The sequence below is a fragment of the Streptomyces triticisoli genome, from assembly GCF_003270085.1.
Taxonomy (GTDB): Bacteria; Actinomycetota; Actinomycetes; order Streptomycetales; family Streptomycetaceae; genus Streptomyces; species Streptomyces triticisoli.
Genome location: NZ_QFDQ01000052.1, coordinates 1 through 20,423, shown reverse-complemented (window position 1 = coordinate 20,423; position 20,423 = coordinate 1). Strand labels below are relative to the sequence as shown.

The following is a 20,423-nucleotide window of genomic DNA, read 5'->3' as shown; positions in this document are numbered from 1 at the left end:
CCTTTCAGCGGCCGCTGATGACGTCGGCGACGCGTGCGATGACGGAGGTGCGCTCCAGACCGGAATTCTCGTGCCGGTCCGCGGCGCGGTAGGCGACGTAGAGGCTGCGGACGCCCAGCCAGCGCAGCGGCTCCGGCTCCCAGCCGCGTACCTTGCGGTCGACCCAGGGCAGCCGGGTGAGGTCGGTCCTCTGCCGCAGGATCAGGTCGCGCAGGGTGCGGCCGGCGAGGTTGGTGGTGGTCACGCCGTGCCCGACGTAGCCGCCGGCCCAGCCGAGGCCGGTCTTCTCGTCCAGGTGGACGGTGGCGCACCAGTCGCGCGGCACGCCCAGCACGCCGGACCAGGTGTGGTCGATCGTGACGCCCTCGGTGGCCGGGAAGTGCTGCCGCAGAATGGCCTGCAGCTGCATCTGGGTGGCGGTCCTGGTCTCGCCGCGCTGGTCGACGTGGGAGCCGAACATGTACGGGATGCCGCGTCCGCCGATGGCGATGCGGCCGTCGGTGGTGCGCTGGATGTAGCAGTAGGAGTTGGCCTCGTCGCCGATGAGCTCGGCGCCGCGCCAGCCGATCTCCTCCCACGCGGAGGCGGGCAGCGGCTCGGTGACGATCATGCTGCTGTTCATGGGCAGCCAGACCCGGCGGTGGCCGCGCAGCCCGGCGGTGAACCCTTCCAGCGCCCGGATCACGTACGTCGCCCTGACCGTGCCGTGGGTGGTGACCGCCTCGCGCGGGCGGATCTCGGTGACCTCGGTGCCCTCGTAGAGGGCGACGCCCATCCGCTCGACCACGTCGGCCAGGCCCCGTACCAGCTTGGCGGGCTGGATGCGGGCGCAGTGCGGGCTCCACTGGGCGCCGCGGGCGCCGGCGACGCGGACCCGTTCGGCGAGCTGGTCGCGGTCGAGTTCGATCAGGTCGTCCTCGCCCCAGCCCTCGGCGCGCAGCGACGGCAGTCGTTCGCGCAGCCGTCGCTCCTGCGCGGCGTTGGTGGCGACGTGCAGCAGGCCGTCCTTCTGGATGTCGGCGTCGATGCCCTCCTCGGCGGCGACGCGGATGACCTCGTCGACGGAGGAGAACATCTCGCGCTGCAGGGCGACGGCCGACTCCCGGCCGTGCGACTTGGCGTAGCGGCGCATCTGGCCGGGCGGCTCGGCGCTGAGCCAGCCGCCGTTGCGGCCGGAGGCGCCGAAGCCGGCGAACTCCTTCTCCAGCACGGCGATCCGCAGGTCCGGCGCGGCCTGCTTGAGGTAGTAGGCGGTCCACAGGGAGGTGTAGCCGCCGCCGACGAGCGCGACGTCCACGTCCAGGTCGCCGGGCAGGGCCGGGCGGCGGGCGGGGACGCCGCCCTCCCGGTACCAGAAGGAGACGTCACCGTTGACGAAGGTGGGGCTGGTGGCGGGAGTGCCGCTGCGGGTGGTGCTCATCGTCCGCTCTTTTCCGCGGCGGCGACCGGGATCCGGTCACCGGAAGTGGGTGGGTGGGTGGTACCGGAGGCGTCGTCGAGCAGGACACCCCGCTCGACGTCCCAGACCACGGTGACCTCGTCGCCGTGGCGGACGCCGGACAGCCGGTCGGCCTGTTCCCGCGCGAGCAGCACGGTGCCGTCGGGCAGGGCGAGTTCGAGCTTGCGGCCGGAGCCCAGGTAGATCTCCTGGGTGACCCTGGCCGGCAGCGCGTTGACCCCGGGGCCGACCGGCTCCGCGACCGGCTGCACCCTCAGGTGCTCGGGGCGGACCACGACGGCGGCCGCGCTGCCCTTCGCGAGTCGGCCCGCGGCCAGCACGGTGCGGTCGCCGACCCGCAGGCAGGAGTCGTCACCGTCCGGCTCGACACGTCCCCGTACGGTGGAGGACTCGCCGAGGAACTCGGCCACGAACAGGCTCTGCGGCTTTTCGTAGAGTTCGCTCGCGGTGCCGACCTGCTGGATGCCGCCGTCGTTGAAGACGGCGATGCGGTCGGAGAGGACCAGCGCCTCCTCCTGGTCGTGGGTGACGAAGACGAAGGTGGAGCCGACCTCCTGGTGCACCCGCTTGATCTCCAGTTGGAGGCTTTCCCGCAGCTTCTTGTCGAGCGCGCCGAGCGGCTCGTCCATCAGCAGCACGCTCGGCTCGTACACCACGGCCCGCGCCAGGGCGACCCGCTGCTGCTGGCCGCCGGAGAGTTCGCGGGGCCGGCGGTGGCCGTAGCCGCCGAGCCGCACCGTCTCCAGCGCCGCCTCCACCATCTCGGCGCGGCGGGCCTTGGGCACCTTGCGCTGCTTGAGCGGGAAGGCGACGTTCTCCGCCACGGTCATGTGCGGGAAGAGCGCGTAGTGCTGGAAGACCATGCCGATGTCGCGCCGGTGCGGCGGCAGGTCCTGCATCTGCTTGCCGCCGACGGTCAGCGTGCCCGACGTGGCGGTGGTGAACCCGGCGATGATGTTGAGGGTGGTGGTCTTGCCGGAGCCGCTGGGGCCCAGCAGGGTCATGAACTCCCCCGGTTCGACGACCAGGGAGACGTCGTCGACGGCGACGGAGTCCGCGTACTCCTTGCGCACCTGCGCCAGTTCGATGCGGGCTCCGCGCGCCTTGATGAGGCTGGTCTCAGCGGACACGGTTCCTCCTGGCGGTGGCGAAGGTTGCGGCCAGCACGAGCACCGTGGTGAAGACGATGATCAGGGTGGCGGCCGCGGCGATGGTGGGGTCGGTGTCCCGGGTCACGCTGGCGAACATCTTGACCGGCAGGGTCTGCAGGTAGGGACTCTGGATGAACAGCGAGACGACGACCTCGTCGAAGCTGGTGACGAAGGCGAACAGGGCACCGGAGACGACTCCGGGGGCGATCTGCGGCAGCGTCACCTGCCGGATGGCGCCCCACCGGGTGGCGCCGCAGATCAGTGCGGCGTCCTCCAGGCGCCGGTCGAAGCCGCGCAGGCTCGCCGTGACCGGGATGATCACGAACGGCAGGGCCAGCACGGTGTGGGCGGTGACGAAGCCGAGCAGGGTGCCCAGCAGGTTGTACTGGAGGAAGAGGGCGTAGACGCCGATGGCGACCACCACGGTCGGCACGATCATGGGGGCCAGCAGCAGACCGTACGATCCCTTCACCCAGCGCGAGCCGGACCGGGTGAGCGCGATCGCGGCGGCGGTGCCCAGCACGGTGGCCACCACCGCGACCAGGGCGCCCACTTGGAGCGAGGCGAACAGCGCCTCCATCCAGCGGGGGTCGGTGAAGAAGTTGGCGTACCAGCGGGTGGACCAGCCGCTCGGCGGGAACACCAGGGACGCCTTGTCGGTGAAGCTGAGCGGGATCACCACGAGCGTCGGCGCGAGGAGCCAGCAGCCCACCAGTGCGCTGAACGCCCAGAGCGCGATCCGCGCGGGTCCGGTCCTCATCGGGCACCTCCCCGGGTCCGGGTGATCCGCAGGACGACGCCGACCAGCCCCAGCAGGACCAGCGTCACCGCCAGCAGCACCACGCCCATCGCTCCGCCGCGGCCCCACGCGAGCAGCCCGTTGACCTGGGTGAAGATCTGCTGGGAGATCAGTGCCTGGTCGGGCGAGCCCAGCAGCGCCGGGGTGACGTAGAAGCCGAGCGAGGTGATGAACACGGTCAGCGCGCCGGCGCCCACGCCGGGCAGCGACAGCGGTACGAAGACCCGCAGGAACGCGATGGCCGGGCGGGCGCCCATGCCCTGCGCGGCGTCGAGGAGCCGGCGGTCGATGCCGCTCATCACGGCGTACAGCGGCAGCACCATGAAGGGCATCAGCACCTGGGACATGCCGATCACCACCCCGGCGGGGGTGCGGATCAGCTGCAGCGGTCCCAGCCCCACGGTGCCGAGGAGCTGGTTGACCACGCCGTTGTCCTGAAGCAGCACCACCCAGGCGAAGGTGCGCACCATCAGGCTGGTCCAGAACGGCAGCAGCACCAGCAGGGTGAGCCAGATCCGCGCGCGGGCGCCGACCATGGTCATCAGGTAGGCGTACGGGTAGGAGAGCAGCAGGGTCACCAGGGTGACGGCGGCGCCGACGGTCAGGGTGCGGACCAGGGTGGCGAGGGCGACGTCGCTGGTGAGGAACCAGGAGTAGTTGCCCGCGCCGGGCACCGGCTCGGTGACGCTGCGCCAGGCCATCAGGCCCAGCGGCACCAGGAAGAGCACGGCCAGCAGTGCGACCGCGGGCAGCAGCAGCCATCCCCACCGGCCGCCGGCGCCCTTGCGGGGCCGGCTGCCGGAGGCCGGGGAGGCGATCTCGATCAGGGCTGTCATGGGTTACCGCGCCAGCCAGTCGGACCACTTCTGGATGATCTGCTCCTGGTTCTTGGCCCACCAGGCGTTGTCGATCTCGAGTGCCTGGGCCTGCCGCTCGGGGGTGGTGGTCAGGTACTGCGAGGCCAGCTCGTCGACCTCGGGCTCGGCGTCGGTGTTGATCGGCGAGTAGGAGGTCAGCTCGGTGAGCTTGGCCTGCTGGGCGGCGCCCAGGTAGTAGTTGATCAGCGCCATGGCTGCCTTGGGGTTCTTGGCGCCGACGGGGACGGCGAGGGAGTCGGAGACCGGCAGGAACTGGTTCCACTGCGGGGCGAAGTGGGCGCCGTTCTTGACCGCCGAGTAGGCGCGGCCGGACCACACCATGGCCATGGAGACCTCACCGGACTCCAGCAGCTGCTGGGAGCGGGCACCGGTGTCCCAGAAGACCAGCGAGGAGCGGACGCTCGTCAGCTTCTTGAGGGCCCGGTCGACGTCCAGCGGGAACAGCTGGTCGGGAGCGACCCCGTCGGCGATCAGCGCCGCCTCCAGCGCACCCGGGGCCGCGTCCGACGCGAAGCCGGGTATCGCGCGCTTGCCGGGGTACTTGGCGGTGTCGAGGAAGTCCGCCCAGTCCTTCGGCGGGTTGTCGCCGAACTTCTTCTTGTCGTACATCAGGACGACGCCGTAGCTCATGGCCGGCACGGAGCACTTGCCCTCCATGCCCTTGGGCAGCTTGGAGGTGTCGACGATGTCGCTGTCGAGCGGCATGAACAGCTTGCCGCACTGGCGCTCGGCCCAGAGGGTGTCGGCGTCCACCACGTCCCAGGTGACGTTCTTGGCGTCGACCTGGGCCTTGACCTTGGTGTAGTCGGTGGGGCCGTCGGAGAGGACCTTCGCTCCCGACTCGGTGGCGAACGGCTTGACGGCGGCGGCCTCCTGGCCGTCCTGGTAGATGCCGCCGTAGGAGGCGAAGGTGAGGGTGACGCCGTCGAGCGCGCCCTTCTTCACCTTGCCGGCCACGGCCGGGCCGGGGCCCAGGTCGACGTCGGCCGCGGCCGGACCGGTACCGGCGCAGCCGGTGAGGGTCAGCAGCAGCGCGCCGGCAGCGGCGGCACAGCCAACGATTTTGCGTGATATTCCGGGCATTACTGGCTCCAGGGGGGACGGGGGAGGGCAAACGGGGGCGGGGAGAGACAAGAAGCGCACGGCGACAGGGCGCGAGGCGGGATACCGGGATACGGGGAAGGGAGGTCGGCGCGGCGGGCGGGATGCGGCGGGGAGAGGTCAGTCCGGCGTCGGCGGACTGATGATCCAGAGGATCTCGGCAGGCGTTTCGTGGCTGTTGACCACGCGGTGCGGCACCGAGGAGCGGTATTCGATGCTGTCGCCGGCCTCCAGGTCGTGGGCGTGGCCGTCGAGTTCGACCCGCACCCCGCCGCTGAGCACCAGGAGGATCTCCTGGGAGTCCCCGTGGGTGTAGGCGTCGTCGCCGGTGGAGGCTCCTGGGTCGAACTCGCCCGTGTACACCTCCAGATGGCTGAGCGGACGCTGCGAGATGAGGAACTTCCGGCTGCCCGGGGCGGTGTGCAGGATCGGCCGGTCGGCCCGCCGCACCACCCTCGGGCCGGGCGCGCCGTCCTGGTCGAACAGGTCGGCCACGGTGAGGCCGAGCGCCGCCGCGATCCGCCGGAGCATGCCGATGGAGGAGTTCACCTGTCCGCGTTCCAGCTGACTGAGGAACCCAGGACTTGCCTGGGCCGCCTCCCCCAGGGCACGCAGTGACATCCGCCGCATCATCCGGTACTCCCGGATACGGGCCCCCAAAGCCGCGTCGGGAGCGTCGACGGCGGAACCGTCGACGGGGCCCGGCAACGAACGATCAGTCATGAGCGAACACCTGATACGTCTTCAGCGAACACTTTGTTCGCTGGCGTGGTACGGACCGTATGTTGCGGTGGCCCGCCACACAAGACCCTCCCTCAGCCGTCACCGGAACGTGACCCTCCACGTGAGGGCGCGGCTGCCTCGGGCGCGGCTACCTCGGTACGGCGTCCCGTTCGACCGGGCAGCTCATGCAGCGCGGGCCGCCCCTGCCGCGGCCCAGCTCGCTGCCGGGGATCTCGATCACCTCGATGCCCTGTTTACGCAGGTGGGTGTTGGTGGTGGAGTTGCGCTCGTAGGCGATGACGACGCCGGGCTCGACGGCGAGGACGTTGCAGCCGTCGTCCCACTGCTCACGCTCGGCCGCGTGCACGTCCTGGGTGGCGGTCAGGACCCGGATCTCGCTGAGTCCGAGGGCGGCGGCCATCGCCCGGTGCATGTGCTCCGGCGGATGGTCGGTGACCTTCAGTTCCTTGTCGTCGGCGCCCGGCTCGATGGTGTAGGAGCGGAGCATGCCGAGGCCCGCGTACTGGGTGAAGGTGTCGCCGTCGACCATGGTCATCACCGTGTCGAGGTGCATCACGGCACGCCGCTTGGGCATGTCGAGCGCGACGATCGTGCGGGCCGACCCGGCGGCGAACAGCTTGTGCGCGAGCATCTCCACCGCCTGGGGCGTGGTCCGCTCGCTCATGCCGATGAGCACGGCGCCGTTGCCGATCACCAGCACGTCGCCGCCCTCGATGGTGGACGGGTAGTCGGACTGCCCCTCGGACCAGACGTGGAACGTCTCGCCCCGGAAGAGGGGGTGGTGGCGGTAGATCGCCTCGAAGTGCACGGTCTCGCGCTGCCGGGCGGGCCAGCGCATCGCGTTGATGGACACGCCGTCGTAGATCCAGGCGGAGGTGTCGCGGGTGAAGAGGTGGTTGGGCAGCGGGGGCAGCAGGAAGTCGTCCAGGTCCATGACGTGGAACCGCACGGACGTCGGCTCGGCGTGGGCGGTGAGGAACTCCCGCTTGGTCATGCCGCCGACCAGGGCCTCGACCAGCTCGCGGGTGGTCAGGGTCTCGAACACGGCCCGGAGGTGGTCGGTGGCGAGCGGCCCGTACTCCTTCTCGTCGAAGACGCGGTCCAGGACGAGCGACCGGGCCGACGGGATCTCCATCGCCTCGGTCAGCAGGTCGCCGAAGAAGTGCACGGCGACCCCGCGGTCGCGCAGCACGTCGGCGAACCCGTCGTGCTCGGCGCGCGCCCGGCGCACCCACAGCACGTCGTCGAACAGGAGGGCGTCCTTGTTGCTGGGGGTGAGCCTTTTGAGCTCGAGGTCGGGCCGGTGCAGGATGACGCGGCGCAGCCGCCCGGTCTCGGAGTCGACATGGAATCCCATGCCTTTCATCCTGACCACCGGGGACCGACTTCACCCTCGGCTCGCTCGTTTTCGCGGCTCTTGTTCTCGTCCGCGTGACGACAAGGGAGGCGTCGGTCCCCGGGGCCTCACAGCCGCGGGTCCACCGGCTCCGACTCCAGTGCCAGGACACCGAACACCGCCTCGTGCACCCGCCACAGCGGTTCGCCGTCGGCCAGGCGGTCCAGGGCCTCCAGGCCCAGGGCGTACTCGCGGAGCGCGAGGGAGCGCTTGTGGTTGAGGAAGCGCCGGCGCAGGCGGTCGAGGTGGTCCGGGCGGGTGTACTCGGGGCCGTAGATGATCCGCAGGTACTCACGGCCCCGGCACTTGATGCCGGGCTGCACCGGGCGGCCCTGCTCGGTGCGCACCAGCGCGCCCAGCGGCTTGACGACCATGCCCTCGCCGCCGCGCCCGGTCATCTCCAGCCACCAGTCCACGCCCGCCCGCACCGACTCCGGGTCGGCGGTGTCGACGTACAGGCGTCGGGTGGTCTGCAGCAGACCGGTGCCGTCGTGCTCGACGAGGCGGTCGATCAGCGCCAGTTGCTCGTCGTGCGGCAGCCCGGCGAGGCTGCGGCCCTGGACCGCCAGGATCTGGAACGGCGCCAGGCGGACGCCGTCCAGGCCGTCGGTGGTCCAGCAGTAACGGCGGTAGGCGGCCGTGAACGCGGCGGCGTCGGCGGCCCTCCCGCGCTGGCGGGCGAGCAGGCCGGTGACGTCGACGCCCCGGGCCGCGGCGCCCTCCAGCGCGGCCAGCGCGCCCGGGAACACCGCTCCGGCGGCCGCGCCGACCGCCGCGTACTGGGTGCGCAGCAGCCCGGAGGCCTTCAGCGACCAGGGCATCAGCTCGGCGTCGAGCAGCAGCCAGTCCGTGTCCAGCTCCGCCCACAGGCCGGCCTCGGTGACCGCCGTGCGCAGGCGGTCCAGGATCTCCTCGGTGACCGCCGGGTCGTCGAAGAAGGGGCGGCCGGTGCGGGTGTAGAGGGAGCCGGTCGGGCCGTCCACCCCGAACCGCTTGCGCGCCGCCTCCGCGTCCCGGCAGACCAGGGCCACCGCCCGCGAACCCATGTGCTTCTCCTCGCACACGACCCGCGCGACCCCGTCCTCCCGGTACTGGGCGAAGGCCTCCTCCGGGTGCTCCAGGAAGTGTCCATCAGCGGCTCCGCCGCGGGCACCCACCTTGGAGGTCGCCGTCGGCGCCATGGTCGGCGGCAGGTACGGCAGCAGCCGCGGGTCGACCGCGAAACGGCTCATGACCTCCAGGGCCGCCGCCGCGTTCTCCTCACGGACGGAGACCCGGCCGGCCTCACGGGTCTCCACCGCCCGGCGGCCGTGCACGTCACCGAGGTCCAGCGGGCGCCCGTCGTGCCCGCCCGGCGCCCCGGTCCGCAGCGGTTTCGCCGGCTCGTACCAGACCCGCTCGGCCGGTACGTCGACCAGCTCCCGCTCCGGCCAGCGCAGCGCGGTCAGCTTCCCGCCGAAGACGGCGCCGGTGTCCAGGCAGATGGTGTTGTTCAGCCAGGTGGCCTCCGGGACCGGGGTGTGGCCGTAGACCACGGCCGCCCTGCCCCGGTAGTCCTCCGCCCAGGGGTAGCGCACCGGCAGGCCGAACTCGTCCGTCTCCCCGGTGGTGTCGCCGTAGAGCGCGTGCGAGCGCACCCGGCCCGAGGTGCGGCCGTGGTACTTCTCCGGCAGACCGGCGTGACTGACGACCAGCCGGCCGCCGTCGAGGACGTAGTGACTGACGAGCCCGTCGATGAACTCCCTCACCTCCTGCCGGAACTCCTCGCTCTCGCCCTCCATCTGCGCGATGGTCTCGGACAGTCCGTGCGTGTGCTGGACCTTGCGGCCCTTCAGGTAACGCCCGTACTTGTTTTCGTGGTTGCCCGGCACGCACAGCGCGTTCCGGGACTTCACCATGGACATCACCCGGCGCAGCACACCCGGGGTGTCGGGGCCGCGGTCGACCAGGTCGCCGACGAAGACCGCCGTACGGCCCTCGGGGTGCACGCCGTCGGTGTAGCCCAACTTGCCGAGCAGGGACTCCAGTTCGGCGGAGCAGCCGTGGATGTCGCCGATGATGTCGAAGGGGCCGGTGAGGTGGGTGAGGTCGTTGAAGCGCTTCTCGGTGACGACCGAGGCGCTCTCCACCTCCTCCACTCCGCGCAGGACGTGCACCTTGCGGAAGCCCTCGCGCTCCAGGTGGCGCAGGGAACGGCGCAGTTCGCGGGTGTGCCGGCGGATCACCCGGCGCGGCATGTCGGCCCGGTCGGTGCGGGCCGCGTTGCGCTCGGCGCACACCTCCTCCGGCACGTCCAGCACGACGGCGATGGGCAGCACGTCGTGCTTCTTCGCCAGGTCGATCAGCTGACGGCGGGCGTCCTGCTGCACGCTGGTGGCGTCGACGACGGTCCGGCGGCCGGCCGCCAGGCGCTTGCCGGCGATGTAGTGCAGCACGTCGAAGGCGTCGCGGGTGGCGCTCTGGTCGTTCTCGTCGTCGGAGACCAGGCCGCGGCAGAAGTCGGAGGAGAGGACCTCGGTGGGCTTGAAGTGGCGGCGGGCGAAGGTGGACTTGCCCGAGCCGGAGGCGCCGACGAGGACGACGAGGGAGAGGTCGGTTATGGGCAGGACGCGCCCTCTGCTGGTGGGGGTCCGGGTCTCGGTCATGCCGCTGTCGCCTCCTTCTCGTTGTTGTTCTCGCTGTTGTCCGTGGTGGTCCTGAGCGTGAACACGGCCATCTGGGTGGGCGGTCCGACCTCGGGGTCGTCGGGGCCGACGGGACGGAACTCGACGTCGTAGCCGTGGCGTTCGGCCACGGCCTGCGCCCACTGGCCGAACTGGGCGCGGGTCCACTCGAAGCGGTGGTCACGGTGCCGGACGTGTCCGGCGGGGAGGGTCTCCCAGCGGACGTTGTACTCGACGTTCGGGGTGGTCACGAGGACCGTGCGGGGGCGGGCCGCGCCGAACACCGCGTACTCCAGGGCGGGCAGCCGGGGCAGGTCCAGGTGCTCGATCACCTCGCTGAGCACGGCGGCGTCGTAGCCCTTGAGCCGTTTGTCGGTGTAGACGAGCGAGCCCTGCCGGAGTGCGACGCGGGAGGCCTGCCGCTCCCCCATCCGGTCCAGCTTCAGCCGCCGGGCGGCGATGGTGAGGGCCCGTACGGACACGTCGACGCCGACGATCTCGGTGAAGCGCGCGTCCTTCAGCAGTACCTGCACCAACTGGCCCTGCCCGCACCCGAGGTCGAGCACCCGGGCGGCCCCGGACTCCCGCAGTGCCGCGACGATCGCCTCCCGGCGCCGCACGGCGAGCGGGGTCGGCTTCTCCTCGGCCTCGGTCTCGGCCGCCACCGCGTTGTCGAGTTCGTCGACCTCGCTGTCGTCGGACTCGGCCAGCCGGACCAGCTCCAGACGCTCCATCGCCTGCCGGGTCAGCGACCAGCGGCGCGAGAGGTAGCGGCTGGTGATCAGCTTCTGCTCGGGGTGCTCGGGCAGCCAGCCCTCGCCGGCCCGCAGCAGCTTGTCGACCTCCTCGGCGGAGACCCAGTAGTGCTTGGCGTCGTCGAGGACGGGGAGCAGGACGTAGAGGTGGCGCAGGGCCTCGGCGAGGGTCACCGCCTCGGACTCCAGCACGAGCCGCACGTACCGGGAGTCGCCCCACTCGGGGAACTCCGCGTCCAGCGCGACCGGTTCGGCGGTGACCGTCCAGCCGAGCGGTTCGAACAGGCGCCGTACGAGGTCGGGGCCGCCGCGGGCGGGGAGGGCCGGTACCTCGATGCGCAACGGGCGTTCCTCGCCCGGGAGTTCGGGGCGGGCGTGGCACACCCCGCGCAGGGCGCTGGAGAACACCCCGCTCAGCGCGACGGCGAGCAGTGAGGAGGCGGCGTACGGCCGGTCGTTGACGTACTGCGCGAGCGCCGCGTCGGGTGCGCCGCCGCGCCCCTTGCCCCTGCCCCGCCTGACCAGGGCCACCGGGTCGACCTCCAGCAGCAGCGCCGCCGTGCAGCGCTGTTCGTCCGCCTCGGGGTAGAGGACGTGCGCGGTGCCGTGGGAGGTGGAGAACGCCTGCGCCTTGTCCGGGTGCTTGTGCAGCAGGAAGCCGAGGTCGGTGGCCGGGCGCTGGGTGGTGCCGGTGGTGGTGATGGTCAGGAACATGCGGAGAGCCTCTCCGGCTGGGCGGACGACTGCGGTGCCGTACACGACGGAGCCCCCTGGGACCGCGATCCCGGGGGCTCGGCAGGACGACACCCTCACCTTGGCACAGGCCGGGCGGCCGACGCCTTCCTTTATTCCTCCGCCTGTTCCCCTGACTGTTCCTTCGCCTGTTTCTCCGCCGCCCGGTCGAGTGCGCGGCGGACCGCGTCCTCGTTCCTGCCGAGCGTGATCTCCTCCAGGGGGTTGTCGTCTCGGCGGGAGAGGTTCTCGCCCCTCGCGAAGGTTTCGGTGTCGACCGTGCGCCCGCACCACTCGCCCTTGCCGACGGTGCGGTCGTCGAAGGGGACGGAGGCGCCCTCGCCGAGCACGACGAGGCGGCCCTCGTCGTCGTACCGGAGCGCGAGGATGTAGGTGTGACCGGTCTCCAGGCGCGGCTGGTCGGCCGCGGTGCGTTTGGCGCGGCTGCCGTCGGAGCGGTACGTCTGCCAACCGGGGGCGGTCAGTTCGAAGCCCTTGCCGATGTCCCGGCCGGGGTGCCTGCGGGAGGTCCACAGGACGGTGGAGGTGGCGAAGGTGACCGTGCGGTCGGTCGAGGCCGCGATCGGGCCCCTGGGGTGGTCGCGGCGGTTGGTCTCCTCCTCCCGCGTCGGCGAGGCGACGACGACACGGTCGGCGTGGGTGACCCACTCCCGCGCCGTGTTGGACGGCCAGCGGTCCTCGGTGAGCCCGCAGCCCACGACGGTGTCGAGGCCGCCGTTCCCGACCACTACCGCGGTGCCGATGCCCGCGGCGGCGAGCAGTGCGGCCAGGGGACGGCTCGAGATCGGGAAGGGGTACGCACGCCTCATCAGTGGCCGCCTGCCGGGTCCGGAATGATCGTTTCTGGCATGCGCCAAGCCGATCAGGCATGGCCATTACAAGCTGTGGTGGAGGCCACTCCTCCTGCCACAGGTGTGTCACCGGCGTGTCACAACCGCCCGGCCGTCGTTGTCAGGGTGGAAAGCAGCAGGCGCCGGCCGAGACCGTCCGGGAGGGCGTGAGCAGTGGAGTGGATGCCCCGCGAGGAGTGGGTGAGGACGCAGCCGCGGGCGCTCCTCGCCGCGTGCGTAGTGGTGCTGGACGGTGAGGGACGCCTGCTGCTCCTGCGGTACGGCCCCGGCCAGCCGGGCGCCGGCCAGTGGTGGATGCCCGGCGGGATGCTCGACCACGGCGAGGATCCCTGGACGGCGGCCCGGCGGGAGATGCGCGAGGAGACGGGCATCGAGCTCGGGCCCGCGCCCGTGCTGATCGGTGTGGACCACCGCGTGGACGTGCTGGGCACGGGTCCCGTCCTCGACTGCGTCTTCTACGGTGGCACGCTCCCCGACGACGCGCGGACGGCCGTCCGGCTCAGCCCCGAGCACGACCGGTACGGCTGGTTCGCCCCGGCCGATCTGCCCGGCCCGCCGCTCGCCGCCGGTCCGCAGACCCTCACCGCTCTGTACGAGGCGGCGTTGAGCGCCACGGTGGTGTGCCTCCGGGAGGGCACACCGTGGAGGTGACGCCAGGGAGATGACGCGGAGGCGGCGGCGAGCGGCCGTCCGCTCGTGCGGCTACGGCAGCTGCGACCGCACCTGGGAGGAGATCAGCTCCAGGTGGTCCAGGTCGGAGAGGTCGAGGATCTGCAGGTAGATCCGGCTGGAGCCGGTCGCGGCGTAGCGGCCGATCTTGTCGACGACCTCGGCCGGGGAGCCCGCCAGGCCGTTGGCCTTCAGTTCGTCGACCTCGCGGCCGATCGCGGCGGCGCGGCGGGCGACCTCCTGGTCGTCCCGGCCGACGCAGACGACGAGGGCGTTGGAGTACGTCAGGTCGTCGGGGCTGCGGCCGGCCGCCTCCGCGGCGGCCCGGACCCGGCCGAACTGCCGCTCGCTGTCCTCGATCGAGGCGAACGGAATGTTGAACTCGTCGGCGTACTGGGCGGCCAGGCGCGGTGTGCGGGTCGCGCCGTGCCCGCCGATGAGCACCGGGACCTTCGCCTGCGCGGGCTTGGGCAGCGCGGGCGAGCCGGTGAGCTCGTAGTGCGTACCGCGGAAGTCGAAGGTCTTGCCGGTCTCCGTCGCCCACAGACCCGTGACGATGGCCAGCTGCTCCTCCAGGCGGTCGAACTTCTCCTTCGGGAAGGGGATGCCGTACGCCTTGTGCTCGTCCTCGAACCAGCCTGCCCCCAGGCCGAGTTCGACCCGGCCGCCGGACATCTGGTCGACCTGGGCGACCTGGATGGCGAGCACGCCGGGCAGCCGGAAGGTGGCCGCCGTCATCAGCGTGCCGAGGCGGATGCGCCTGGTCTCACGGGCCAGCCCGGCAAGGGTGATCCAGGCGTCGGTGGGACCGGGCAGGCCGTCCACCTCGCCCATGCGGAGATAGTGGTCGGAGCGGAAGAAGGCGTCGAAGCCCAGGTCCTCGGTGGCCTTGGCCACGGTGAGCAGGGTGTCGTAGGACGCCCCCTGCTGGGGCTCGGTGAAGATGCGGAGATCCATGCGCTCCATCCTGCCCCGTCAGCCCGCCTCCCGCTCCGGCAGCGCCTCCTCCCGCGCCGCCAGCTTCCGCAGCATCTCGCGGACCCGGTCCCTGGACTCGTCGGCGGCGTCGATCGCCTCCATGCACTGCCAGTACGTCGCCTCGTCCGGGGCCGCGCTCGCGACGCCGACGAGGGCGATACCGGCCTCGCCGAGCAGCACGTCCAGGCACAGCAACGCCTGGCGGGTGTCGTCCAGTCCGGTGAGCCGGGCCGCCCGCAAGTCCCCCGGGTCGAGGGCCCATGCGTCCAGCACTCCGCAGCCCCGGCCCGCCAGCTCCGTCAACCCCAGCGCCTCGCCCCGCAGTTCGGGTGGTCCGGAGACCGCCAGCCGACTGCCGACCGCCTGCGCCAGGGCCTGCGCCTGCCACACCTCGGCCAGGACGGCGGGCACCCCGCCGCTCCCCGCCAGGGCACGCCTGCTCGCCAGGATGAGCCGCACCGCGTCCATGCGCTGCCCCTGTCTCTCGACGTGCTCCCTCGCACGTCTGCCCGAACTCCGCTGTTCACTACCCAGAGTGAAGGCAGGTGGGGCGAAAGGCCAGAGGAAGGCGGAAATCTGCGGACAACAAATCGATTTCGACCGCGCGAGCTACTACGGAGAGTAGCGGAGAAGGATTCTATTCCCCCGGCGGGAACCGCCGCTCGTTCCGGTCGATCTTCGCCTCCAGTGCCGTCAGCGGGTCCACTCCGAGCACCTCGCACAGTTGCAGCAGATACGCGAGGACGTCCGCGATCTCGTCCCGCACGCGGTGCGCGGCCCTGGGGTCGGTCATGACGCGGGCCGACTCCTCCGGGGTCAGCCACTGGAAGATCTCGACGAGTTCGGACGCCTCCACGCTGAGCGCGGCGACCAGGTTCTTCGGGGTGTGGTACGGCTGCCAGTGGCGGGCCGCGGCGAACTCGGCCAGCCGCCGCTGCAGCGCGGCCAGGTCAGGGCGCTCGGAGTGCTCGGTCACGGCACCAGGTCTACCACCGGCACCCGGCGCGCGGCTCATCCGCCGGTGGCCGCCGCGCTCTTCATGAGCCCGCTCACCTCGGTGCCGGGCGGCGTCAGCAGGAACACGTTGCGGTCGACGCGGTGCATCCCGCTGCCCCGGCCGAAGACGACCCCGGTGCTGAAGTCCAGGACCCGCTTGGCCACCTCGTTCTCCGCGCCGGTGAGGTCGAGCAGGACCGGGACGCCCGCCATCAGGGTCTGGGCGACCTCACGGGCGTCCGCGAACACGTTCACCCTGAGGACGACGAAGCGGCGGCGCGTCTCCGTCTCCGCCTCCGGCGGCGCGCGGTGGTCCACGGCGGACGGCCAGGCGTCGCGGCCCCGCAGCGGGACGACCTGGGCGAGCCCCTCCCACTGTTCATCGGTGACGTCGCGGCTGTTCACCGGCTCTCCCTGCCCTGACTCGCGTTCCTCGCCTGCATCAGCCAATTCTTACGCCACGTCACCCGTTCGGCCCAGCAGCGACACGGTGCGCGACAGCGGGGGCCGAGCTTGTCCGAAAGCGAGCGGCCGTGGCGCGGCGGCGATGGACCGCCGCACCACGGGTGGGTTTCCAGGTGCCCTGGGGGCTAACTGGTACTGCAGGAGACCGTGGGCCAGGTCCAGTTGCCGTTGTGCTGGACGGTCACGCCCCAGTTGTCGACGACGTAGTACTCGACGAGCGGGTTGGTCGACCAGCCGTAGAGGGGCAGGTAGGCGTTGCCGGACGGGTTGAAGGTGCCCGAGTAGGTCACGCTGCGGCGTCCGCCGGTGCTCCATCCCTTGCCGGCGACGAAGTTCCCGGTGCTGCTCCATGAGGTGCTGTAGTTGCCACCGGAGCCCATGTTCGTGACTCCACTCACGCGTGAACGCGCGGGCTTCCTGCGTCGGTGGCTAGGCCACGTCGCAGAGGGCCGGCCCGGCCCTGTTGAGGACGTTCGTCGCGCCGACGTGGTCCGCGTTCGCGGTGAATCTGCATCTGACGCATGCGAACTTCGCTTGGGTGGCACGGTTCTCCTTCGCGACGTGCCCGCATGTGGGGCAGGTGCGGGAGGTGTTGCGGGGATCCACCGGGATCACGAGGCGACCGGCGCTTTCAGCCTTGTTCGCCAGGATTCCGAGGAACTGCCCCCAATCCGCGTCGAGGATGCTGCGGTTCAGCCCGGCCTTCGCGGCGGCGCCGTTCGGCAGGAACGCGCCAGGCGTTGCGGGGTCGGGTTTGGGTGCGGGCGTCTTGGTCATGCCCGCGGTGTTCAGCCGCTCGTGTGCGATCACGTCGTGGTCGCGGACCAGCGCGCGAGCGGTCTTGTGGTGGAAGTCCAGACGCTGCCGCCGGATCTTGGCGTGCAACTTGGCGACCTTGCGGGCGGCGGCCCGGTGCGCTTTGGTGCGCTGCCGGGTCCGCTTGGGGAAGGCAGCCAGGTGCCGCTGGGCTTCGGCCAGCTCCTCGGCCGCCGCGTCGAGGAAGCGCGGGTTGGCGACGTGCTCGCCGTCCGAGGTGGTCAGGAAATGCGTGGCGCCCATGTCGATGCCGACCACCGCGCCGGTGGGCGGCAGGGGCTCGGCGAGCACCTGGTCGCAGGCGAGGACCACGTACCAGCGCTTCCCCTCACGCTTGACGCTGATCGTCTTCACACGGCCCCGCACGGGCCGGTGCTGGTGTACCCGGACGTGTCCGACACCCTGGAAGCGGACACGGGTGTGCGGGTCGTGGGGGCGGAGTCCCAGCGACAGCCATCGCCGTCCTTGGGGAACACAACAGTGTCGAAGTGCCCGGCACCCTTGAAGCGGGGGTAACCCGGCGTCTGCCCGGCCTTGACGCGGCGGAAGAACGCGGCGAACGCCTTGTCGAGGCGGCGCAGGGTGGCCTGCTGGGAGGAGAACGACCAGCGGCCCTGACGCTCCTGGTCGAACGCCCGGATCTCCTTCATCTGCGCGGACTGATCCCCGTACCGCACGGTGGTCTTCGAGCTGTGACGGTAGGCGTCCCGGCGCTCTTGCAGGGCGCCGTTGTACAGCGAGCAGTGATCCCGCAGCATCTCACCCAGCGCGACCGCCTGACGGGCCGTGGGACGCAAGAGGAACTTGTACGCGCGGATCACGAGCCGTTCCCCTTCTTCCAGGCACGCTCCCACTGGGCGTCGATGTACCGCTGTACCGTCTCGGCTCTTACCGCGCCGGCCGGGACCGCGAAGTACGACGACGACCACAGGGCCGGAAGCTCCGACCGCAGGACGCGAGAGGTGAAGCCCTTGAACTGGTTCGCAATGTACGAGGCCGACGACTTCGCACCGTGCTTGACGAACAGGTGGACGTGGTCGGGCATCACGTCGAGTGCCACGATCTCCCATCCCCGTTCATCGGCCTTGGCCCGGATCGGTTCCTCAAGGCGTGACGCGATCCGTCCGCCGAGCATCGGACGGCGGTACTTCGGCACCACACCACGTGCAGCCCGAGGTCGTACACACCACCGGAGAACCGGCGAACCCTCCTGGTCACACCCACACGGGGAACATACACACGACACCTGTGGAGGAGGCTCCCCTGGCCCTGGCCTCACCCGTACGTGTGAGGTGACCACCCCGGCCACGCCGGGCCGCCGAAGGGGCCCTCGATTCCCCCCCACCGGCCGCCGAACACGCGGAATTCAAGATCAGAAAGCGGCCCGACATCATCAAAACTTTCGGAGACAAAGCAGGTGAGACGCAGTAGTTAAGGTCTTCAGGGTTCAACCAGGAATGCGCGTCGACACCAGACAGGGAGACAGCCGTGGGGGCTGCACGCATGAGCAGAACACCGTTGCCCGGTATAGGAGTTCGTTACGACCTGACCACACGGGAGCGGCGCCGTCTGTCGGTCGTGGCCCACCGGGACGGTTCACGGACCCTCAGCACGTACCGGGACGACGATCCGGACGCCTGCGCCCTGTCGGTACGGCTGACCTCGTGGGAGGCGGAGACCCTCATCGACGCGCTGGCGCCGACGCACCGCAGCCCCAACCTGCTGTCGACCACCGAGCTGGGCCTGGTGGCGGAGCGGATCGAGCTGGCGGCGACGTCCCACTGGAACGGACGGCTGCTGGGCGACACCCGGATGCGTACGGAGACCGGTGTGTCCATCGTGGCCGTGCTCCGCCTGGCCGAGGCGATCCCCTCCCCCGGCCCGGACTTCCGCCTGGCCGGAGGTGACACGCTGATCGTCATCGGCACGCGCGAGGGCGTCGACGCCGCCGCCGCGATCCTCGGGCGGGAGTGAGTCTATGCATTCCTCCGCCGTCTTTCTGATCGAATTCGGTGCGATCATCCTCGCGTTGGGGCTGCTGGGCCGGGTCGCCGGGCGGCTGCGGTTCTCGCCGATCCCGCTGTACCTGCTGGCCGGGCTGGCCTTCGGCAAAGGAGGACTGCTGCCACTGGGCGCCAGCGAGGAGTTCGTGGCGATCGGCGCCGAGATAGGCGTCATCCTGCTGCTGCTCATGCTCGGCCTGGAGTACTCGGCCAGCGATCTGGTCTCCAACCTCAGGACCCAGTACCCGGCCGGTCTCGTGGACGCGGCGCTCAACGCGACGCCCGGAGCCGTACTGGCACTGCTCATGGGCTGGGGGCCGGTCGCGGCCGCGGTGCTCGCCGGAGTCACCTGGGTCTCGTCCTCCGGAGTGATCGCCAAAGTCCTCGGCGACCTGGGACGGCTGGGCAACCGCGAGACCCCGGTCATCCTGAGCATCCTGGTCCTCGAGGACCTGTCGATGGCGGTCTACCTGCCGATCATCACCGCCCTGCTCGCCGGGACCGGTCTCGCGGCGGGCAGCGTCACCCTGGCCGTCGCCCTCGGCGCCGCCGGACTGGTCCTGCTGCTGGCCGTGCGCTACGGCCGTCACATCTCCCGCCTCGTCTCCAGCGACGACCCCGAAAAGCTGCTGCTGGTGGTGCTGGGCCTGACCCTGCTGGTCGCCGGTCTCGCCCAGCAGCTGCAGGTCTCCGCCGCCGTCGGCGCCTTCCTGGTCGGCATCGCCCTGTCCGGCGAGGTCGCCGAGAACGCGCACAACCTGCTCACCCCCCTGCGGGACCTGTTCGCCGCGATGTTCTTCGTCTTCTTCGGACTGCACACCAACGCCGCGGACATCCCTCCCGTCCTGCTGCCCGCCCTCGCCCTGGCGGTCATCACCACCCTGACGAAGACGGCCACCGGCTACTGGGCCGCGAAACGGGCCGGGATCTCGGCCAGGGGCCGCTGGCGGACCGGCGGCACCCTCGTCGCCCGCGGCGAGTTCTCCATCGTCATCGCCGGGCTCGCCGTCACCGCCGGTGTCAATTCCTCCCTGGGTCCGCTGGCCACCGCGTACGTACTGATCCTGGTCGTCGCCGGCCCGCTCACCGCCCGCTACACCGAGCCGATCGCCCGGCGCCTCACCGGCCACCGGGACGCCGTCCCCGCGCGCCTGAGCCCGGTCCAGGGAACGCCGGTCACCACGGCGCCGGGCCCGGCCACGACGGACGACCGGGATCCGACCGCCCGGTGACGGCCGGGAACGCCCGACCGTCCGGGCTCAGCCCGCGGCCTCGACCGGGTCTGCCCTACGGGACCCGCCACGGCGACGGAGCCGCCGGCTGCGGAACTCCCAGAGGGACAGCAGGACGACCGCCAGGTTCAGTGGGAAGGCGACGACGTTGGCCACCTGTGGTACGTCGAAGGCGCGCAGGAGGCTCGCCCCGTTCGAGAGCAGGAAGAGGCAGAGCGGCAGAAATCTGCGCCACGTGGGGATGTCCCGCATCCGGGCCACGGTGACGGAGCACCACAGGGTGAGGCAGAAGAAGACGATCCCGAAGGCGAGGACTGCGGGAAGCATGCGATCCGTCTCCTTGGCGGTGGCCCGGACCGTCGTGTCGGGGACGTCACGGTCGTGTACGACGGGACCGGGCTAATCGGAGCGGTGATGGTACATCAGGTGCCGGGCCGCGTCGGCGGCGCCGGCACCGCTGAGCAGAACCGCGGTCCCGGGCGCCGGACCGTCCGGAGTCCCGTCCAGGGCCGCCGCCCGTACGGCGCCGTACTCGATGTTCACCCGCAGGGTGCGCGCCCCGCCGGGGTCGGGCAGGGTGACCTCCAGCGAGGCGTCCGGTTCGGCCCTGGCCACGGCGGCGCACCAGACCGCGGCCGCGGCCAGGTCCCAGCCGCCGGGCACCTCGACGGGCACGGTGGCGTCCGCGCCCCGCAGGGGCCGCCAGCCCGCCGG

General features: G+C 71.3%; 18 protein-coding genes and 4 pseudogenes. 3 read left to right on the top strand and 19 right to left on the bottom strand.

The window, feature by feature from the left end; all coding sequences use genetic code 11:
- Window positions 1-4: 4 nt before the first annotated feature.
- The 10 genes from DEP02_RS09390 to DEP02_RS09345 form a co-directional block, all read right to left on the bottom strand.
- Window positions 5-1,420 carry an NAD(P)/FAD-dependent oxidoreductase gene (locus DEP02_RS09390; protein ID WP_112466882.1) on the bottom strand — a complete coding sequence of 472 codons (1,416 nt, stop codon included), beginning with the start codon at window positions 1,418-1,420 and terminating at the stop codon, window positions 5-7.
- A complete protein-coding gene (locus DEP02_RS09385; RefSeq protein WP_112466881.1) occupies window positions 1,417-2,589 on the bottom strand; it encodes an ABC transporter ATP-binding protein in 1,173 nt (390 codons plus the stop codon). Before DEP02_RS09385 ends, DEP02_RS09390 begins: the two co-directional genes overlap by 4 nt.
- Entirely contained in the window at window positions 2,579-3,370 is a 792-nt protein-coding gene (locus tag DEP02_RS09380) for an ABC transporter permease (RefSeq protein ID WP_112466880.1), read from the bottom strand. Before DEP02_RS09380 ends, DEP02_RS09385 begins: the two co-directional genes overlap by 11 nt.
- Complete coding sequence (locus DEP02_RS09375) at window positions 3,367-4,245, bottom strand: ABC transporter permease (protein WP_112466879.1); 879 nt, start codon at window positions 4,243-4,245, stop codon at window positions 3,367-3,369. The genes DEP02_RS09380 and DEP02_RS09375 overlap by 4 nt, the downstream gene beginning before the upstream one ends.
- Window positions 4,246-4,248: 3 nt before the next feature.
- The gene (locus tag DEP02_RS09370) at window positions 4,249-5,370 is read right to left on the bottom strand and encodes an ABC transporter substrate-binding protein (RefSeq protein ID WP_112466878.1); all 1,122 of its coding nucleotides are present in this window, start codon (window positions 5,368-5,370) and stop codon (window positions 4,249-4,251) included.
- 138 nt (window positions 5,371-5,508) lie between these two features.
- Window positions 5,509-6,111, bottom strand: coding sequence for a helix-turn-helix domain-containing protein (locus DEP02_RS09365; protein WP_112466877.1), 603 nt, complete (start codon window positions 6,109-6,111; stop codon window positions 5,509-5,511).
- A 148-nt stretch (window positions 6,112-6,259) separates the two neighbouring features.
- A complete protein-coding gene (locus tag DEP02_RS09360) occupies window positions 6,260-7,489 on the bottom strand; it encodes an arginine deiminase (RefSeq protein ID WP_112466876.1) in 1,230 nt (409 codons plus the stop codon).
- A gap of 107 nt (window positions 7,490-7,596) precedes the next feature.
- The gene (locus DEP02_RS09355; protein WP_112466875.1) at window positions 7,597-10,173 is read right to left on the bottom strand and encodes a polynucleotide kinase-phosphatase; all 2,577 of its coding nucleotides are present in this window, start codon (window positions 10,171-10,173) and stop codon (window positions 7,597-7,599) included.
- On the bottom strand, window positions 10,170-11,660 hold the full coding sequence (locus tag DEP02_RS09350) for a 3' terminal RNA ribose 2'-O-methyltransferase Hen1 (RefSeq protein ID WP_112466874.1): 1,491 nt from the start codon (window positions 11,658-11,660) through the stop codon (window positions 10,170-10,172). The genes DEP02_RS09355 and DEP02_RS09350 overlap by 4 nt, the downstream gene beginning before the upstream one ends.
- Before the next feature lie 131 nt (window positions 11,661-11,791).
- Window positions 11,792-12,508 (bottom strand): hypothetical protein, encoded by a 717-nt coding sequence (locus DEP02_RS09345; protein ID WP_112466873.1) that lies wholly within the window; start codon window positions 12,506-12,508, stop codon window positions 11,792-11,794.
- A 222-nt stretch (window positions 12,509-12,730) separates the two neighbouring features.
- Here DEP02_RS09345 and DEP02_RS09340 point away from each other — a divergent pair, with 222 nt between their 5' ends.
- Window positions 12,731-13,201: an NUDIX hydrolase gene (locus DEP02_RS09340; protein WP_232839035.1), complete on the top strand. Its 471-nt coding sequence runs from the start codon at window positions 12,731-12,733 to the stop codon at window positions 13,199-13,201.
- Window positions 13,202-13,252: 51 nt separating this feature from the next.
- On the opposite strand, the gene DEP02_RS09335 is transcribed toward DEP02_RS09340, so the two are convergent.
- From DEP02_RS09335 to tnpA, 7 genes and pseudogenes are all read right to left on the bottom strand, one after another.
- Complete coding sequence (locus tag DEP02_RS09335; RefSeq protein WP_112466872.1) at window positions 13,253-14,176, bottom strand: LLM class F420-dependent oxidoreductase; 924 nt, start codon at window positions 14,174-14,176, stop codon at window positions 13,253-13,255.
- 18 nt (window positions 14,177-14,194) lie between these two features.
- Window positions 14,195-14,665, bottom strand: coding sequence for a DUF6099 family protein (locus tag DEP02_RS09330; protein ID WP_112466871.1), 471 nt, complete (start codon window positions 14,663-14,665; stop codon window positions 14,195-14,197).
- Between the two features lie 169 nt (window positions 14,666-14,834).
- Window positions 14,835-15,212: a nucleotide pyrophosphohydrolase gene (locus tag DEP02_RS09325; RefSeq protein ID WP_438947739.1), complete on the bottom strand. Its 378-nt coding sequence runs from the start codon at window positions 15,210-15,212 to the stop codon at window positions 14,835-14,837.
- Window positions 15,209-15,598 carry a cell division protein SepF gene (locus DEP02_RS09320; RefSeq protein WP_112466869.1) on the bottom strand — a complete coding sequence of 130 codons (390 nt, stop codon included), beginning with the start codon at window positions 15,596-15,598 and terminating at the stop codon, window positions 15,209-15,211. The genes DEP02_RS09325 and DEP02_RS09320 overlap by 4 nt, the downstream gene beginning before the upstream one ends.
- Before the next feature lie 218 nt (window positions 15,599-15,816).
- Window positions 15,817-16,041: pseudogene (locus DEP02_RS09315) on the bottom strand (glycoside hydrolase family 11 protein); the annotation flags it as partial.
- A 46-nt stretch (window positions 16,042-16,087) separates the two neighbouring features.
- Window positions 16,088-17,295, bottom strand: a pseudogene (locus DEP02_RS09310) (RNA-guided endonuclease InsQ/TnpB family protein).
- Window positions 17,292-17,698, bottom strand: a pseudogene (gene tnpA, locus DEP02_RS09305) (IS200/IS605 family transposase). The pseudogenes DEP02_RS09310 and tnpA overlap by 4 nt, the downstream one beginning before the upstream one ends.
- A 279-nt stretch (window positions 17,699-17,977) precedes the next feature.
- Between tnpA and DEP02_RS09300 the strand changes: the two are divergent.
- Window positions 17,978-18,448 (top strand): cation:proton antiporter regulatory subunit, encoded by a 471-nt coding sequence (locus DEP02_RS09300; RefSeq protein WP_112466868.1) that lies wholly within the window; start codon window positions 17,978-17,980, stop codon window positions 18,446-18,448.
- Window positions 18,449-18,452: 4 nt separating this feature from the next.
- Window positions 18,453-19,709: a cation:proton antiporter gene (locus DEP02_RS09295; protein WP_112466867.1), complete on the top strand. Its 1,257-nt coding sequence runs from the start codon at window positions 18,453-18,455 to the stop codon at window positions 19,707-19,709.
- Between the two features lie 27 nt (window positions 19,710-19,736).
- Here the strand turns inward: DEP02_RS09295 and DEP02_RS09290 are convergent, their stop codons facing one another.
- Both DEP02_RS09290 and DEP02_RS09285 read right to left on the bottom strand, forming a co-directional pair.
- On the bottom strand, window positions 19,737-20,036 hold the full coding sequence (locus DEP02_RS09290; protein WP_112466866.1) for a hypothetical protein: 300 nt from the start codon (window positions 20,034-20,036) through the stop codon (window positions 19,737-19,739).
- Window positions 20,037-20,108: 72 nt separating this feature from the next.
- Window positions 20,109-20,423: pseudogene (locus tag DEP02_RS09285) on the bottom strand (hypothetical protein); the annotation flags it as partial.